The sequence below is a fragment of the Pseudoalteromonas sp. MMG012 genome (assembly GCF_018100875.1).
GTDB lineage: Bacteria > Pseudomonadota > Gammaproteobacteria > Enterobacterales > Alteromonadaceae > Pseudoalteromonas > Pseudoalteromonas aurantia.
Map to the genome: position 1 here is coordinate 1 of NZ_JAGJEF010000087.1, position 16,817 is coordinate 16,817.

A 16,817-nucleotide genomic window follows, 5' to 3' on the forward strand; every position below is an offset into this window, starting at 1 on the left:
GGTTAACGGTTGTTTTAACAAAAGATAAAGCAAACGAGTATGATATTGCATACTCGAGTGTTTTTAAATGTATTACTTTGGCGGTACATTCGAGTTTAGAGGCGGTTGGCTTAACAGCGGCTATAGCAGCAAAGCTCACTGAGGTGCATGTTAGCGCGAACGTGATTGCGGCGTATTATCATGACCATGTATTTGTGGGTGAGCAACATGCAGACAAAGCGTTAGCGGCTTTACTGTCATTAGTGCAAGAAGGGAGATGATGTATTGCTGTCTTTATTTTTATATATTTAACTATTTAAATGTGTGGTTTTTTGTAGTAGGTTAAATACTCAAAATAAATATAAGGATAATTCCAAATGAAAATAATACTTAATAAAAGAAACTTAAAATCTCTATCACAAAAGCCACTTGATACAGCTGCAACAAAAGATGTTGCTGGTGGATTTGGCATAACAGGGCCTTGTTCCGCAAGTCGATGTCAACCTAATAAATAAACGTTTTTATGTGAGAGTTGTATACTCTCACTTTCTATCGCTTCTCTTTCACTGGGAATGATCACTCCAACATATCTAATTAGATAAAAGCGTTCTTTCTATATAATAAAGACTCATAATTTTAGTATCTTTTTAATACTACTGCTCAGATTGGGTGCTACTTGATTTATAAGAATCGAATGTTCAATATTTTCTCTGGTTAACCTTTCTTCATGTGCTTTGTAGGCTGAGATTATGAGATTTTTATAATCATGAAACTCAATAATGTATATTGTTTTAAAGTATGCTTTTATTCGCTTTAACAAAGCGATTAAACCTTGTTCAGAGTAGGCGTTAAAGTTAAAGGTGATTTGCCCGTTAGCCGCGAGTGTTTGACTAATTTTTTGCCAAAACTTGTCGTGTTGTAAGAAGTCACTTTTTTGGTCTGTATGGATGATATCTAATAAGATCACATCAAATTTCAAGTTTGTTTCGTCGATATACTGTTGAGCACAGCCAATGTGCAATGTCGATGGTGTAAATTCAAAGTGTGCTTGTGCACAATGGGCTACGGCTGCATTGTGTTCCACACTGACGAGCGTATCTAACGTAAAGGGCGTACTATTTGCTAAATGATTCAGGGCTCGTTCAATGGCAGCAGTGCCCAAACCAAGATTAAGAACTCTATAGCTAGGCTGAGGTGCCAATACAAACAATAACAAGGCCTGTCCGACAGGAGCAATAATATGTGATGGATTTGCTAGGCTCATAATGCCCTGTATTAAACCATCTGAAAACGTGAGCCATCGGTAGGAGTGATTTTCATACACAAACAGACTTAACTCTTGTGCATGGTGGCTGGCTTTTAGGTTTTCGTCTGTACTTTCTTGCTCTAAATCATACATTAAATTTTTGCAATATAGGCTTAATCGATGCGGGGATTATGAGCCATTAAACATGTTTTGTCATGCTGATGATGCGTGTTTATTAATGTGTTGATCACATGTTGTTGTAAACAAAATCCCCTATATTTCTATGACTTATGGTGCTTTCCCTCTGTATTTCATGTCTAAAAGTACACTGAGTACGCCATTTACTTGAGTGTTTTATATAGTTTTTTACACTTTTGAATTTCATCTTACACACAGTTACAGAAACCTTAAAGATCCACACTCATATTTTAATTATTGTAATAACCTGTTTTATTTTTAGGGGTTCAAGATGAAGGTTGAGTCGGTTGTTAAGTCGTCTGTTTGTAGTTTGATAAATATTCACGAAAGTGAATTGCATGAGAATACTTTGCTATTTGGCCAATACGCGGAGTTAGATTCTATGGGGGTGGTTATGCTGTTAATGGAGTTTGAAGAAAAGCTCAATTTGAATACCAGTAATATAGAGTTATCAGCGGAGTTGTTTGAGTCATTTGGTTCATTAGTGACAGGTGTAAAATGTGCTATTGGTGAAAAAGTAAATTAATATGAAGCATTTTATTGCCAGTAACTTAATCACTTTTATTGTTTTTTTATTGAAGTTACTCAAGCGAGATACTCGAAAAAGCATTGTTTTTTGGTTAGCTGAAAAAATTATCATGGGATTTGAAAAAACCAAATGCAGAGCATTGAGTAACTTGCGTGTCGCATACCCATACAATACCGATGAAGAAAACCTGCGTATCGCGGTGAGGTCATATCAAAATATTGCTTTTGGTGTTGTAGAGTGCTTTTGGTTGCAAGAATTAGAACAGCAAATTGATATTGTATGTGATGCGCAAACACTGGATATATTATCTCGAGAAGGCGGGGTGAGTATCGCAACAATGCATACAAGTTGCTTCGAGCTTGTGCCATTTGCAATACAGCACTTAACTGGTAATGTCACGACACTCTCTAAAATTCCTAAATTTCTATCAAAAGCCAAATCCATTTATCACTCTGCCAATATTGATGTCATCGATAAGCACGACAGCAACCCAATTATTGCACTTTTGAAGGCATCACGTGATAACAGAGCAGTATGTTTGCACTCAGATCATTATGCACAAGAGACCCCGGTGTCATTTTTTGGTTGTAAAACTCAAGCTCCAACAGGCGCTGCTTTAATTTCTTCATATGGAAAAATGCCAATACTGATGTGTTACACCGTACTCAAAGATAACAATCGATATGATGTGGTGATTGAACGTTTTGTTGATGGCTACGTTGATAATAATAAAGAAGAAATATCGCTTACCATGGGGAAACTATATCAACGCTTTGAAGAGGTTATATATAAACATCCCGAGCAATGGTATTGGTCATATAACCGGTTTAGGCCTTAGTACATGGGATCAGCAATGCACAATGTAAATGCTCTAATCAATGTGGCAACCGCCGTAGAAGATAAAAATGTGAGTGTGCGATTATATCATTATTTGATGACGCAAAAATGGGTTGTCTTTATTGGAATATGCGCGCTGATATTATTTAGTTTAGTGGATGCAGGGATGATTTATTTTATTAAACCGCTTATTGATGATGGTCTTAATCAATCAAACCCTAATACACTCATTCAAGGAGCCTACTTAACTGTTGCGATATTTGCTGTTCGTGGTGTCGCAAGTTTTGTGTCTAACTATTGTATTTCTTATGCTGGATCAAATGTGACGTATGCGATACGTCAGCAGGTATTTGAAAGGGTACAGTGTTTTTCTATGAGTGTGTTTAATTCGTACTCAAAAGGCACGTTGATCTCTAAGATCACTTATGATGCTGAACAACTGTCAGAAGCGTTTTTAACAGCCATTATTACCGTGATCAGAGAGGGTATTATTGTCATGGTCTTGTTAGCCATGATGCTATATGCGAGTTGGCAGCTTTCATTAATTTTCCTGATCATTGGACCGCTGATCGCACTTATTATAAATATTGTGAGTAAACGTTTTCGTAAAGTGAGCAAACAATTGCAAGATGGTATGGGTGGTTTGGCTAAAGTATCTGATCAAGCATTTAGTGCACATCAAGAAATATTAGTTTTCAATGCAACAGCGCGCGTTAATCAAGATTTTCTAAAAGTAAATAACCATACTCGCCAGAAAACAATGAAACTGGCGGCGGTATCCGCCATCAGTAACCCAGTGATCCAGCTGATAGGGGCCGGTGCAATTGCGGTAATCTTGGTCTTTGCGAGTATTGAGTCAATACTTGTTGAGCTGAGCGCAGGCACATTCACAATGATGCTGCTAGCGATGGGATCATTATTGAAACCCTTAAAGCAATTAACCGTCGTGAACCAAAAATTACAAAAAGGGTTCGTTGCGGCACGTAGCTTGTTTACATTACTCGATACACCGGTTGAGCATGATGATGGCAATTTACCTCTGCTTAAATGCAGTCATGAGGTCGCATTTCGACATCTTAACTTCAGCTATGAGAGTCATTCGAGTTTGCTTGTTAAAGGGGTATCAGTTGTATTTGAAGCGGGTAAAGTATCCGCGGTGGTGGGTGGTTCTGGTTCAGGAAAAACAACATTAGCAAATTTGATTTTACGTTTATACCAAGCTCCAGAAAAGTCCATTTTTATTGATGATGTAGCCATTGAACGCTATTCGCTGTTTTCTCTACGACAAAGTATTGCTTATGTGTCGCAAAATGTCACTTTAATTGATGATACGGTGGAAAATAACCTGCTTTTTGGTTGTGATAAAGTGGTGACTCAACAAGCAATGCACGCAGCGATAGAGTCAGCGAATGTGCATGAGTTTTTGCACACGTTACCAAATGGTTTACAAAGTCAGATTGGCGAAAATGGGTCACAGTTATCGGGTGGCCAACGACAACGGATAGCCATTGCGCGTGCGTTACTTAAACAATCAGAGATTTTAATTCTTGATGAAGCGACGTCTGCATTAGATAACCACTCAGAACATTTAGTACAGGTCGCACTTAAGCGCTTAATGGTTGGTAAAACCGTGATTGTGATTGCGCACCGGCTCTCCACAATTGTTGATGCAGATAAGATTTTTGTTATGGATAAAGGTCAAATTATTGCTCAAGGAACGCATCAGAATTTACTGCACGGCTCAGTGCATTATCAATCACTTTTCAATAAAAAATCAACGGTGTAAACCAGATATATGTTATTACATGAATTAATTGAAACACAGGCAAAGCTCAAGCCTGACGCGCCGGCTCTTGGGTGTAAAAATAGCTGGGTAAATTATCAAACTCTTTCGAATTCAGTTGATCACGTTGCTTGCTTTTTAGCTTCGATAATGGACTCTACACAAGAGAGAGTTGCTATTTATACAACCAAGTCAGTAAATTGTGTGAGTAGTATATTTGGGGTGAGTAAAGCGGGCGGTGTGGCCGTCGTGATCAACCCTATTTTGAAAAAACCGCAAGTTGAGCAAATTGTTGCAGATTGCGCTGCAACGGTGTTGATCACCAGCGTATCGCGTTATCAACAATTAGACTTAGTGCAGTTACCGAGTATTAAGCATGTTGTGTTGCTTGATGGGAGTATGGGAAATACGGATGCTCAGGTGCATCACTGGCATGCAATTCAGTCTTTGGATATAACCGATTTAAGAGCTGATTTACCACAGATGATAGCAACAGACTTAGCGGCTGTTTTTTATACATCAGGAAGTACAGGGCGAGCTAAGGGGGTGGTGTTAACACATCAAAATTTAGTTATTGGTGCTCAGAGCGTGGTGGCTTACCTTCCGACTAAAGCAAATGACAAACTGCTGGCTGTGCTCCCTCTGAGCTTTGACTATGGTTTTAGTCAGTTGACAATCGCGTTTTTGACGGGGGCGAGCTGTTATCTTCAAGACTACTTATTTGTTAAAGATATCGTAGATGCAGTCCGTGATCACCAGCTCACATCAATGGCGTTAGTGCCGCCACTTTGGGTGCAATTGGCAAAAGGAGACTGGCAAGCACAAGAGTTAATGTCATTACGATATTTTTGTAATACGGGCGGGGCTATGCCGAGTGCCGTGCTAACTCAATTACGACAGCGTATTCCTCACGCATTACCTTATATGATGTTTGGTTTAACAGAAGCATTTCGCTCATGCTATTTACCGCCAGAGCATCTTGATGAGCGGCCAACTTCATTTGGTAAAGCCATTCCAAATGCGCGAGTTCAAGTGATTAATGAACAAGGAAATGAATGTGCGCCGTTTGAACATGGAGAGTTAGTGCATAGTGGCGTTTTGGTAAGCCAAGGTTATTGGAATGATCCCGATAAAACGCAGGCACGTTTTAAACGAGCACCCGTGTGTTTGGCGCAGCGGATGCTGCCACAGTGGGCGGTTTGGTCTGGTGATATTGTCTATCAAGATCACGAGGGATTTTTCTATTTTGTGTCACGTAAAGATGACTTAATAAAGACCTCTGGGTATCGTGTTAGCCCTCAAGAAGTTGAAGAGGTCGTTTATACCTATGATCACGTTAGCGAAGTGGTGGTGATTGGTGTGCCCCATTCTGAGTTAGGTCAAGCGATTGTCGCCATCGTTAATAGTACGGTGCAAACCGCAAGTCACCTAAATGCAATGATCCAACACTGTCGAGCACAGCTCCCCATTTATATGGTGCCAAAAAGATTTATATATACCGAGCAGTTACCAAAAAATAGCAATGGTAAATTTGATAGAAACCACTGGCATACACTGTATGGGCGTTTATTTCAGGAGCAATATTGAAAATGGCAGGATTAAGTAGAGTGCATCATGTTGTTGAAAATAATCAGTTGCAGGTTGCGGGGCTGGCGATTGAAGACGCCATTAAGATAGCAGGTGGTACACCATGCTACATTTATGATGGACAGCAAGTTGTTAATAATATTAAGAATTTAAAGCGACGGTTGCCGAGCAAGGTGAAGCTTCATTATGCAATAAAGGCAAACCCTTTCCCTTCGTTAATTACTCGCATGGCGACAGTGATAGACGGTTTTGATGTTGCATCTCATCAGGAGATGTTACTGGCTTTAGCATCTGGGCTGAAAAGTCACGCAGTCAGTATTGCAGGACCCGGCAAAAGTGATACAGATCTGAGCGCTGCTATCTGCGCGGGTGTCACAATTAACGTTGAATCAAAATTTGAACTAACTCGCCTACATGCGTTAAGTGAGACGCTAAAAAAGCGAGCAAAAGTCGCGTTGCGTATTAATCCTGCTTTTGAGTTAAAGCAATCAGGTATGAAAATGAGTGGTGGAGCAAAGCAGTTTGGTATTGATGAAGAACAAGTCTTGGGTGTACTGGACTATATTAACTCTGACTATATTGATTTTAAAGGGTTTCATATATTTTCAGGCTCTCAAAATTTAAGTGAAGCGGCGACCATAGAATGTCACAATCAAACGTTTGAACTGATAAGCCGGTTGTTAAATGATACGCCTTTTACAGCATCACATATTAATATCGGGGGTGGCTTTGGGGTTGCTTATTTTGAGCATGAATCGCCTCTAAACTTAGCGCCTATCATCGATAATTTACAGGCGCTACTGACGATATATGCAGCGGTTTTAAAAGGGGTCGATATTCACCTTGAATTAGGTCGCTATTTAGTGGCAGATGCCGGTGTATACTTAACGAGAGTTGTTGATAAGAAGGTCTCTAGAGGCACTACATTTTTAGTCGTTGATGGAGGAATGCATCATCATTTGGCAAACTCAGGGAATTTAGGGCAAGTGATAAGAAAGAATTACCCTGTATGTGTTGCCAACCGTTACCAACATAACAACCAAGAACAAGTAGATATCGTTGGCCCTTTATGTACACCTTTAGATATTGTTGCAGCAAAAGTTCATTTACCAACTTGTCAACCCAATGATATTATTGCAGTTATGCAATCTGGTGCGTACGGTGCTTCAGCAAGCCCGCAAAGCTTCCTCAGTCAGCCAATATTACGAGAGGTGCTATTGTAACGTCAGTACCCCCAATGTTTTAAAAGGAATAATAAAGTGTCTATGCGTCGAGTATTGAGAGATAAAATTATACAAGTGTGTAATAAAAAAATAGCACAAAAAGGCGAGGAGGTTGGGGTGTCATTTTATGCTTTTTTCGCAAATAAAAATGATGATCCTGCGTTGTTAATGGAAGCGGCGACTTGGTGGATCCAAATACATAAATTGGATCATTTTGAGAAAGCGGTACGGATATTAGCATTAGTTGAAGCCGAACAGGAGGATATAAAAGGATTCTGTTGATACGGGTTTCTCATTTTCGCGACATAAAATAGCGCCAAGTTAGGCGCTTGATTATGTATATCGGCTGATATTCATCGTGCCTTTTAAATTTCCTAAACATTATTTTTACCTTTAAAAATAATGTGTTGAAGGTTTCTTTTGTAATGATTTACAATTCTTTTGTACCTATTTGTTATTTCTTTGGATTTCTTCGGTTTGATTTTATTAGTGAACTTTCTGGCTAAGGAAGCCTCGCTTTTAATAATAATTAACTTAATTTGACGAAGGAAGTCTTATGAAAAACAAACTCGCCCTTTTAACATGTGCAGTATCTGCCGCTTTAGCATTTCAAGCCAGCGCGACCACAGACCGTGACTATGACAATCGATGGATTGATTTAAAGTACGTCCGTTGGTGCAATATCAGTGGAACCTGCTGAACGATGGCACGCGAGCAGGCACAGTTGCCGGAGTAGATTTAAATTTATGGCAAACTCATATTTGGGGGCACTTAGGCCAAGGCGTCAAAGTTGCTGTCATTGATACTGGTGTTGAGCTATCTCATCCTGATTTAGCTGACAACGTTATTATTGACCCAAATACCAATGAAAAAGTGTCTGGTTCTCATGGCACTATGGTGGGTGGTATTATCGCTGCGGTTATGAATGATATTGGGGCACGGGGTGTTGCGCCAAGCTCAAAAGTCATTTCTTATGCCAATTTTGGTGGAGCTGTAGATAGCCATGCACAGTGGAAGCTAAGTCATGGTGACGACGGTGACATCAATGCACACACGATTGCGGATGAAATTCGTATATTTAATCAAAGCTATGGTGTGAGCCAAGCAATCAGTATTCCTTATGAATACTCTCAAACAATTTCAGCTGCATCGGGTGAACAGATACTTTTAATTGATCAAGCTGATCGGATGCGTGTTTTAGAGCAAGTTTCTACCAGTCATATTCTAGACCCAAGAGAAGCCACATTTGTGAAGTCTGCAGGGAATGGCTATACGGGTACGCGTGTGCATGATTTTGGCGATAATGGGCTTATTTTTAAGGGACATAGTATCCCAAGTAATAATAATTTTGGTTTGCCGTGGCATAATTCGAATGTAGACTTTGAACAAGCTAATTATTGGAATCTGACGGTCAGTGCGCTGAATGCGGATGGTAAATTATCTTCATACTCTTCTGTTGGGAGTAATGTATTTTTGACCGCACCAGGAGGGAATGACCAAGGGACACCGGGCCACGTTATGCCTACGTTGAGTTGTGAACTACTTAAGCTTCGCGGTGAATTAGATACCAATGTGTTTAACCGCATAGCGTGTGACAATGTGGAGGCGATTGATACTTTATACGCAATATCAGAAAAGTATAGAGCCAACTATGGTAAAGACTTTATGTTATTAGCGTATTTACAGGAAAATGATACACAGGTTTCAGCACAAGATAAGCAAGCGATTTCAGCGGCATTTGCGGCTAATGCGGGTCATTTAGACTACTTGATTCTATTGCAAAATCGTAATCCTAGTATTTCTATTGTGGGTTATATGGCAAGCCGAGCTTAATATAGTTATAGCATGAATGGTACTTCTTCCGCGGCACCAAATACATCAGGCGCAATCGCGCTTTTGATCTCCGCAGCAGAACAACAAAACCATTCGCTATCTGCTCGTGATATCCGCCATTTACTGGCAAGAACAGCCACTAAAGTAGACCCTTATTACCAAGATATTTTAGTGGGTGATGTTGTGGGACTAGAAGGGTGGTCACAGAATAATGCCCAAGAGAAAGTCAGCTATTCACCATATTATGGTTTTGGTTTAATTGATGTTGATAAAGCCGCTGAACTTATTCGTCGTTATGCGATCACCGATTTACCCTCAGCGTTAATAATGACGCCATGGCATGGTCTTGAGACGGAAAAAAATATCGTTATTTCAGATGATGCACAAACGGTAACAGACACAGTAACAATTGCTGATGACTTATTTGTTGAAGCGGTTCAAATTCGCTTAGATGTTGATCATACACGGATCTCAGACCTGAAGGTTGAACTGGAATCACCCAGTGGCACGCGTAGTATCTTAATGTCACCACATAATAATTTGGTTGGCCGCGCTATTTCTCAATCACAAGGCATCGATGTAGCAGAAGATGTGTTATATAAGGGATACAATGATCAATTGATGTTAAGTTATAAATTCTGGAATGAAAAGTCTAACGCAGTCAATGGTGAATGGAAACTGCACGTGACTGATGTAAGTAATACAGATCGTAACTTTAGTCTAAGACAAAGCAACGGTGAAACCGTGACAATTAATAATAAGAATAATGCTGTATCAGGCATATTAAAAGGGTGGTCACTGCGGGTTATTGGCCATAAAGAGAAGGTAACGAAGAAAAAATCCCTATAGTGATTATTGACTGAATAAATAACCTCAGGTTTGGATAAGGGTTTTGGAATAGAAAATGTTTTGTAAGTAAACTTACGTACAATCCAATGATGATATTTTGTTCAATATCAAGGCGCTTTTATGCAGTAATAGCGGGCTATTACAAATGAAAGCAACGCCGAGAGTGAGAAAAATAGCTTTATTGGGCAAATTCGCTTATCCAGAGCTGAGGTTCAATAGATAAATAAGATGATTGCTACTATGGGTCATCATGAATTGGCGACCCATATTTTGTTACGATGCAGAATGTGATTAAATCAAGCTATGAGATTTACCTTTGGCTTTATACAGGAAGTTTGGCAAGTAATAGCTTAGTTATGTGCCTTATTACTTTTGAGCAATGTGATCGTTGATACATACACTTTACGCATGACGCTTCACTAAATTGGATACTTTTTTGTAACCACTCAACTTTGGCTATTTAGCGACGGGGTGCAACCATTGCTGTGCTACTGTTGAACTTGCAAATAAGTTGCTTAATAAACCCCTGTCTTGACCTGTCAGTGTCGCTTGTAAGACGTATTGCTTCTGGGTAAATGATGTGGCATTAAACTCTAGGTAGTTGTATTGAGTGCGCCAATCAAATTTTGCCAAACTTGGGTTATCTTGCCATTGCATCATAAATAGATTTGTTGGCGTGTGTGAATGGCTGCCGTCATCGTTTATCGCGCAATAAATTTGCATATATTTAATGATTTATGAATATCAAGAACTTGCTGATAAACGCCATGCGCATTCTTTGTTGATTGCTTACAGTCAGACTGAGAAAATATGAACGCCGCTCTAGATACATCAGACACAGAAAAACCAATACGGGTGAAAGTACCCGCATTGGTAAAGCGGTTATCTTTCTAATAAGATTTGTTGTTTTATCCAAGTTCCAGCTTCTTTGAGCTGACTGTCAGAAAAATTCCCCGCGCTGCAAGTGCCTTGTTTCCATACTGCTCCACTGCGTGGGTCGTCAGAGTAGTTCCAATTAATCCAACTGATTTTTTTCCGTTTCATCAAATTAATATACGCTTGTGCGCGTTCGAAATCATTGTCGCCATCTCCCGTATAAAGCTGAGTTCCCCACTCTGTGACGAAAACCGGTAATACATCCGATGCTGTATCAAGTGCTTCGAGGTAAGCGTCAAAATGTGAGGCTGCATAAAAATGGAAGGTGTACATGATATTGTCGAAAGAGAGTGGCTTTTGAATAACCTCTTGTACAGACCCGCCATCAGAGATGCCAAATGTGGCCCAGCCGTGAGTGCCTACTAATACAACAGCATCACTTTTTATATTGCGAATAATCGGGATAACTTGCTCAGCATAGTTATGAACAGCATCCCATGATACATTGTTAGGCTCGTTGGCAATATCGTAGAGGATGTTATCTCGATGCTTATTCTGTTGTACAACACGACTAAAGAACTCTTTGGCTAGTGCAGTGTTGGCATTAGGGTCTCCAGGAGACAATTGGTGCCAATCCACTAAAACATACATTCCTCTGTCACTGGCCATTGCGATCAGTTTGTTGACTTGATTAATAAAGCCAGTTTTGTCTGTTTCGAATCCCTCTTCTTGTACGTATAAACTGAGCCTTACAATATCTGCACGCCATTCATATGCGAGCGTATCGAGTGACTGTGGTGTCAGGCATTTATTTAGTCCATACCACTGCAGACCATGGCTACTCATACCACGTAATTGTATAGGGTGATTATTTTTATTACACAGGTGTTTACCACATACGGAGAGCTTACCATGAGTATCAAAAGCACCTTGGATGGGAGTAGTTGGATTTGCACATATGCCTTCATAGCGCCATGACTGGTGCGAGCCAGGTACCGCCTTTGTCCACCAATTGGCCCTATATAGTTTATTTTCATACTGCATTAAATCTCCAGCATTAGCATGATCGTATTGGCCTGACCAATTTTCAGCGGTCCAATTTGGGTATTCATTGATTGAACTACAGTTAGCGGCGTATGCCTGTTTCATGACGAGCAGTGATGCAAGTATATAAAGTACGCATGTCGTTTTTGACAGGTTTATTGAAGTGTTCCTCTTTTACATGTTGTGAACCTTAACTCTATGCGGTGGCTAAATAATCGTCTCATAGACTTTGGTCTAGGGGTTGTTGATCTTTGCTGTTCTATTTTTGTTCTTTTTGAGCACGCTTTTATCGCGGCGCTTAATATGTGGCCTAGTAATCTAAGCGAATATTAAGCAACAAAGAGAAAGGGTTACTCAAAAGAGCAAGTAGGCAGCGCTTGATTGGCTTTTCTACTATGTTATCGGCTGACTCACATGGAATAACCATGCTACACAGCTTCGGCCTTGTATAAAACCCAATCAAACGGCTGCAAAAATGAACCTGAAAGATCAACAGCCCCTAGATTTTAGGTAACAAAGAAAAGTTGGGTCATCAAATAATGACCCAAAAAAACATACAAAACTGAAAAATTTGGTGCAGGGGAGACACCTGTATTTGTCGAAAACATTATCGCCTATCTCTGTGACAATTAGATGGCAAATTTAAAGTTGGTAGTGTGATGGATGCTCAGTTTATCGAATAGGGGTGTAGTTTTCTGGCGAGTGGGTAAAGGAGCAAGCATGGCTGATACATTTGTCTTATTACTTTAAATTTTTATTAATTGAACGTTCAAATAAGTTGTCCCTATTTGTCATATTTATTTCCCATACTGCTTTGCGTTCAGCCATTTAACCTTAAATTAGAAGTTGGGAAATCATGAAAAATACTCTCTCGCTTAACCTGATCACTGCTGCATTATTAACGAGCTTTTCTGCAAGCAGTTTTGCTCAAGGCAATGCTGTTGAAAATAGCTCAGTAGAAGATAACACCATTGAAGAAGTTACTGTCGTTGGACAGAGCGTGTCGTTTGCAAATAACGCCACCACTCAAGAAATGTCAAAACAACAAGCTGCGATGACCAGTGCATTAGCGATTATTGATAACTTACCCGGTGTTTTAATAAATGAAGGCGATACATTTGGCTCTGATGATTGGTCTACCACGGTATCTATTCGTGGTTTTCAGCTGAGCTTAGATGAGCAGCAAATTGGTATTACGATTGATGGTATTGCCAATGGTAACTCTAATTATGGCGGCGGAGCCAAAGCAAACCGCTATATTGATACAGAAAACCTTGGCACGGTACAAGTATCTCAAGGTACAGCGGATGTCGCGTCTCGTTCAAATGAAGCATTAGGGGGCACACTTAACTTCACAACGATAGACCCGACAAAAGATGCAGGCTTAACTCTTTCATTCACCAACGGGGACTTCGAAGCACAGAAGTATTTTGCGCGCTATCAAACAGGGGAAGTATTTGACAATACCTATGCTTGGGTGAGTATATCTAATTCGAGTAATTCAGATTGGGTACAACAAGTGGCAAATAGTGAGCGAGACCATATCGCGGCTAAAGTGCTACACAGCAATGGTCCATTAAGCGTTAAAGCATATGCATCTTATGATGATGTAAAAGAAGCGAATTACCAAAGGATCAGCACAGAACAATTCGCAATAGACCCTACATGGGATAGGTTAACTGACTCGATAACAGGTACTCCCTATGTAGATCAAGTTTTTCGTAATGGCTGGCAAACGTTAAGGGAAAATACCTTTGGTTATGTTCAAGCAAACTATGAAGCGCGTAACTGGGAATTGTCCGGCAATGTTTATTATCACCATAATGAAGGGCGTGGTGACTGGATCCCGCCTTACCTTGAAGATATTTCGGCTGATGGTTTTAATCAACCTCATAGCGAGATCACATCTGATAAATCGTACACTGGGGGTAGCTCTAATGGTCGAATATATTTTGTCGACAAAGCTGGCCGACAACTTAGTCCGATTTCAGGATGTGAGTCGAGCATTACTTTTCCATATGGTGGCGCTGGGGCAGAGTATGATCCAGCTTGTTATCAAGCAGGTGCAATACCAGTGGGCTCATATCGCCATACTCATTATGGTAAAGACCGCTTAGGGTTCAACGCTGATTTTAGCTTTTACGGCAAGCTAGCTGATATGGACAATACGGTTCGAGCTGGAATATGGTACGAAGATTACCAGCGTCAAGAGTGGCGAGACTGGCATAAAAGAATTGATGCACGAGTGAGCGTAAACTTCGATAGTACGCCGTATTGGATACAGTACAACAGAGAATTCAATGTGGATACAACCATGTTCTATATTGAAAATGAATTGGACTTTAAAGTTGCAAGAGTGCGCGTTGGCGCGAAAAAGTTCTTAGTCGACCTTGAAGGTATTAACCTATTTGATGGGAGTAAAAACACCTCGATTGAGTCGGATTCAGAAACTTTATTGTCTGCAGGCATCGTGGCACCGACCCCTATTGAAGGCTTAGAGCTTTTTGCAGGGTATGCAGAAAACTTTGCTGCAATTAAAGATACCGTTTTGGAAAGAGATGCATCCGCACTGGATGAAATTGAGCCTGAGACGGCAGAGAATATTGACTTAGGCTTGCGTTATAGCTCAGATAAACTCAACGCCAGTGTGACATATTATGATGTTACTTTTGAAAACCGTTTAAATTTTATTGCGCCAGACTCACCTGATGGTATTAATTATTCGATTGGTAATAATGGTTCGTTTGAGAATGTCGGTGGTATTGAATCGAATGGCTTTGAAGCTTCTGCGACATGGTACATGACCAATGAATGGGGAATGTATACGTCATATACCTATAATGACTCAACGTACACAGGCGGGTTAAGTACTTTCCCACAAGGGAACACAGTGTTTGGTTCAGCGGAAAACTTAGCTGTTATCTCATTTGATTGGAGTAAAGGTAATTATTTTGCTGGTTTATCAACAAAGTGGGTTGGAGATCGTTGGATGGATGCGGCAAATACTAAGAAAATTGATGCATATACAGTATCTGATTTTTATGCAGGTGTTGCGATTGATGCACCGATATCAGGGATTAAAGCCATGGAATTACGCTTTACCTTAAACAACGTTACGGATAAAAGTTACTTAGGAGGCGTGGCGAATCAGTCTGCATGGATAGGTGCTCCTCGTACAGCTGCAGTGAACTTTAAAGCTGAATTTTAACCTTTCGCTTGTATCAAAAGGCACATTGACTGTGCCTTTTTTTATTGTGCATGCTTAACATCAATACGCCTAACATTGAGAACGACGGGTTTTTATCGTATCTGATAAAACAAATTCATACTTTAACTCAAGTTCTCGTTTTGGATTAGACGAGTGGTTATTTGCTTATATAGCAAAGTCATTTTATGCTAAGCCTATATCAATAACGAGGCGACAACATGACTCATCACCATATTAATTACATTGAAATGGCTGCGTGTGATTTAGCGAAAACAGAACATTTTTTTCTCGTGTTTTTAATTGGCAGTTTGAGCATTTCGGGCCAGATTACCGGGCATTTAGCAGCTCAGGTTTAGCTGGTGGTTTTTATAAGTCAGAATTAAGAGCCTGCACAAAATTAGGGAGTGCATTAGTGGTTATTTATAGTGTAAACCTAGAGCAGTCTTTACAAGATGTTGAGCTCGCGGGCGGGGAAATATGTGAGGCTATTTTTAGCTTCCCAGGAGGTCGACGTTTTCACTTTATTGAACCAAGTGGTAATGAATTAGCCGTATGGTCTGACCTATGAGTTTGATATAAATTTTGGTATGCTATTGGTAAGTAACACTTTTTATTGGGGGTATTGTAATCAAAACCATACTAACCGCTATTATTCTATCAGCCAGCTCAGTATTAACAATGACCTTGGTTGAGGCTCGCCAGCTTTATGCCGATTTACCAGATAGCATTGATAAGCACGCGAAATATGTGTTTTATTCTCACGGTTACATTGTTGAGGGAACAAATCCTAAGCCAGTGGATACTCGATTTGGCTGGGGAGTATATGACTTTCCGGCAGTCAAGGACGCGTTGTCAGACCCTAGCTATCATTTAATTGCGCACCATCGAAGCAAAAATACGGACCCGTTTGAGTATGCATACACACTGAATGGGCAAGTTCGAACTTTGGTTGAGCAGGGAGTAAAGCCAAGTAACATTACTATTATGGGGTTTTCTCGGGGGGCGTTTATTACCGGAATTGCGTCTGATAAGTTGTCTGACTTAGGCGTTAATACGATAATTCTTGCAGGGTGTGGTCGTTTAGTTTGGAAAAAGCACACGGATGTTAAAGTGTATGGCCACGTGTTATCTATTTATGAAAAAACGGACAAATCTAATAGCTGCAGTGCATTAGCAGAAAAAAGTACGTCCGTAAAATCATTTACCGAGCTTGAAATTAACACCGGTCTGAGTCATGGCGCTTTTTATCGGCCGAGGCCAGAGTGGGTCACTCCTGTAAAGGCATGGATTAAGTCGCAACGTTAACAACACTGAAAACAGCATGGCTGACTTCCCACCTTTGATGGGAATTTTAGTTTAATATGTGGTGTGTATGTTCTATTTTTGAATAGGTTATTTCTCCAAAAGTATTAGGGGTTGTTGATCTTCTAGGTTCATTTTTGCAGCAGTTTGATTGGATTTTATACAAGGCAGAGGCTGCGTAGCATGGTTATTCCATAGCCGATAACATAGTAGAAAAGCCAATCAAGCACTGCCTACCGGTTCTTTCGCGAAGCCCTTTCTCTCTGTTGCTTAATATTCGCTTAGATCACTAAGCTACACATTAAGCGGCGTGATAAAAACAC

At 40.2% G+C, this 16,817-nt stretch carries 16 protein-coding genes and 1 pseudogene; 14 read left to right on the top strand and 3 right to left on the bottom strand.

What is annotated here, in order from left to right; translation table 11 throughout:
- Nucleotides 1-260 (top strand): ACT domain-containing protein (locus J8L97_RS20070; RefSeq protein WP_211052367.1); only part of this gene is annotated, 260 nt, incomplete at its 5' end.
- Nucleotides 261-356: 96 nt separating this feature from the next.
- On the top strand, nucleotides 357-494 hold the full coding sequence (locus J8L97_RS20075; RefSeq protein ID WP_211052368.1) for a hypothetical protein: 138 nt from the start codon (nucleotides 357-359) through the stop codon (nucleotides 492-494).
- Between the two features lie 113 nt (nucleotides 495-607).
- Here J8L97_RS20075 and J8L97_RS20080 read toward each other — a convergent pair whose 3' ends face one another.
- Nucleotides 608-1,378 carry a hypothetical protein gene (locus J8L97_RS20080; RefSeq protein WP_211052369.1) on the bottom strand — a complete coding sequence of 257 codons (771 nt, stop codon included), beginning with the start codon at nucleotides 1,376-1,378 and terminating at the stop codon, nucleotides 608-610.
- 316 nt (nucleotides 1,379-1,694) lie between these two features.
- Here J8L97_RS20080 and J8L97_RS20085 point away from each other — a divergent pair, with 316 nt between their 5' ends.
- The 9 genes from J8L97_RS20085 to J8L97_RS20125 all read left to right on the top strand — a co-directional run bounded on the left by J8L97_RS20085 (nucleotide 1,695) and on the right by J8L97_RS20125 (nucleotide 10,064).
- The gene (locus J8L97_RS20085; protein ID WP_192509636.1) at nucleotides 1,695-1,949 is read left to right on the top strand and encodes a hypothetical protein; all 255 of its coding nucleotides are present in this window, start codon (nucleotides 1,695-1,697) and stop codon (nucleotides 1,947-1,949) included.
- Between the two features lies 1 nt (nucleotide 1,950).
- Nucleotides 1,951-2,790 (top strand): lysophospholipid acyltransferase family protein, encoded by an 840-nt coding sequence (locus J8L97_RS20090; protein ID WP_192509637.1) that lies wholly within the window; start codon nucleotides 1,951-1,953, stop codon nucleotides 2,788-2,790.
- A gap of 15 nt (nucleotides 2,791-2,805) precedes the next feature.
- The gene (locus J8L97_RS20095) at nucleotides 2,806-4,575 is read left to right on the top strand and encodes an ABC transporter transmembrane domain-containing protein (RefSeq protein WP_211052370.1); all 1,770 of its coding nucleotides are present in this window, start codon (nucleotides 2,806-2,808) and stop codon (nucleotides 4,573-4,575) included.
- 9 nt (nucleotides 4,576-4,584) lie between these two features.
- Nucleotides 4,585-6,159 (top strand): acyl-CoA ligase (AMP-forming), exosortase A system-associated, encoded by a 1,575-nt coding sequence (locus J8L97_RS20100; RefSeq protein WP_211052372.1) that lies wholly within the window; start codon nucleotides 4,585-4,587, stop codon nucleotides 6,157-6,159.
- A gap of 2 nt (nucleotides 6,160-6,161) precedes the next feature.
- Nucleotides 6,162-7,382 carry a pyridoxal-dependent decarboxylase, exosortase A system-associated gene (locus J8L97_RS20105; RefSeq protein ID WP_211052375.1) on the top strand — a complete coding sequence of 407 codons (1,221 nt, stop codon included), beginning with the start codon at nucleotides 6,162-6,164 and terminating at the stop codon, nucleotides 7,380-7,382.
- A 42-nt stretch (nucleotides 7,383-7,424) separates the two neighbouring features.
- Entirely contained in the window at nucleotides 7,425-7,664 is a 240-nt protein-coding gene (locus J8L97_RS20110; RefSeq protein WP_211052377.1) for a DUF6500 family protein, read from the top strand.
- Nucleotides 7,665-7,938: 274 nt separating this feature from the next.
- Nucleotides 7,939-8,082 carry a hypothetical protein gene (locus J8L97_RS20115; RefSeq protein ID WP_211052379.1) on the top strand — a complete coding sequence of 48 codons (144 nt, stop codon included), beginning with the start codon at nucleotides 7,939-7,941 and terminating at the stop codon, nucleotides 8,080-8,082.
- Nucleotides 8,058-9,215, top strand: a complete 1,158-nt coding sequence (locus J8L97_RS20120) for a S8 family serine peptidase (protein ID WP_211052381.1) — start codon at nucleotides 8,058-8,060, stop codon at nucleotides 9,213-9,215. The genes J8L97_RS20115 and J8L97_RS20120 overlap by 25 nt, the downstream gene beginning before the upstream one ends.
- A gap of 12 nt (nucleotides 9,216-9,227) precedes the next feature.
- Nucleotides 9,228-10,064: a proprotein convertase P-domain-containing protein gene (locus tag J8L97_RS20125; protein ID WP_211052383.1), complete on the top strand. Its 837-nt coding sequence runs from the start codon at nucleotides 9,228-9,230 to the stop codon at nucleotides 10,062-10,064.
- 456 nt (nucleotides 10,065-10,520) lie between these two features.
- Here the strand turns inward: J8L97_RS20125 and J8L97_RS20130 are convergent, their stop codons facing one another.
- Together J8L97_RS20130 and J8L97_RS20135 are read right to left on the bottom strand one after the other, a co-directional pair.
- On the bottom strand, nucleotides 10,521-10,787 hold the full coding sequence (locus J8L97_RS20130; RefSeq protein ID WP_211052385.1) for a hypothetical protein: 267 nt from the start codon (nucleotides 10,785-10,787) through the stop codon (nucleotides 10,521-10,523).
- Between the two features lie 159 nt (nucleotides 10,788-10,946).
- The gene (locus J8L97_RS20135) at nucleotides 10,947-12,089 is read right to left on the bottom strand and encodes a cellulase family glycosylhydrolase (RefSeq protein ID WP_211052387.1); all 1,143 of its coding nucleotides are present in this window, start codon (nucleotides 12,087-12,089) and stop codon (nucleotides 10,947-10,949) included.
- 751 nt (nucleotides 12,090-12,840) lie between these two features.
- On the opposite strand from J8L97_RS20135, the gene J8L97_RS20140 reads away from it, so the two are divergent.
- The 3 genes and pseudogenes from J8L97_RS20140 (at nucleotide 12,841) to J8L97_RS20150 (ending at nucleotide 16,497) form a co-directional block, all read left to right on the top strand.
- Nucleotides 12,841-15,192, top strand: coding sequence for a TonB-dependent receptor domain-containing protein (locus J8L97_RS20140; RefSeq protein WP_211052389.1), 2,352 nt, complete (start codon nucleotides 12,841-12,843; stop codon nucleotides 15,190-15,192).
- 218 nt (nucleotides 15,193-15,410) lie between these two features.
- A pseudogene (locus tag J8L97_RS20145) lies at nucleotides 15,411-15,760 on the top strand (VOC family protein).
- 110 nt (nucleotides 15,761-15,870) lie between these two features.
- Nucleotides 15,871-16,497 carry an alpha/beta hydrolase gene (locus tag J8L97_RS20150; protein WP_247688753.1) on the top strand — a complete coding sequence of 209 codons (627 nt, stop codon included), beginning with the start codon at nucleotides 15,871-15,873 and terminating at the stop codon, nucleotides 16,495-16,497.
- Nucleotides 16,498-16,817 lie beyond the last annotated feature (320 nt).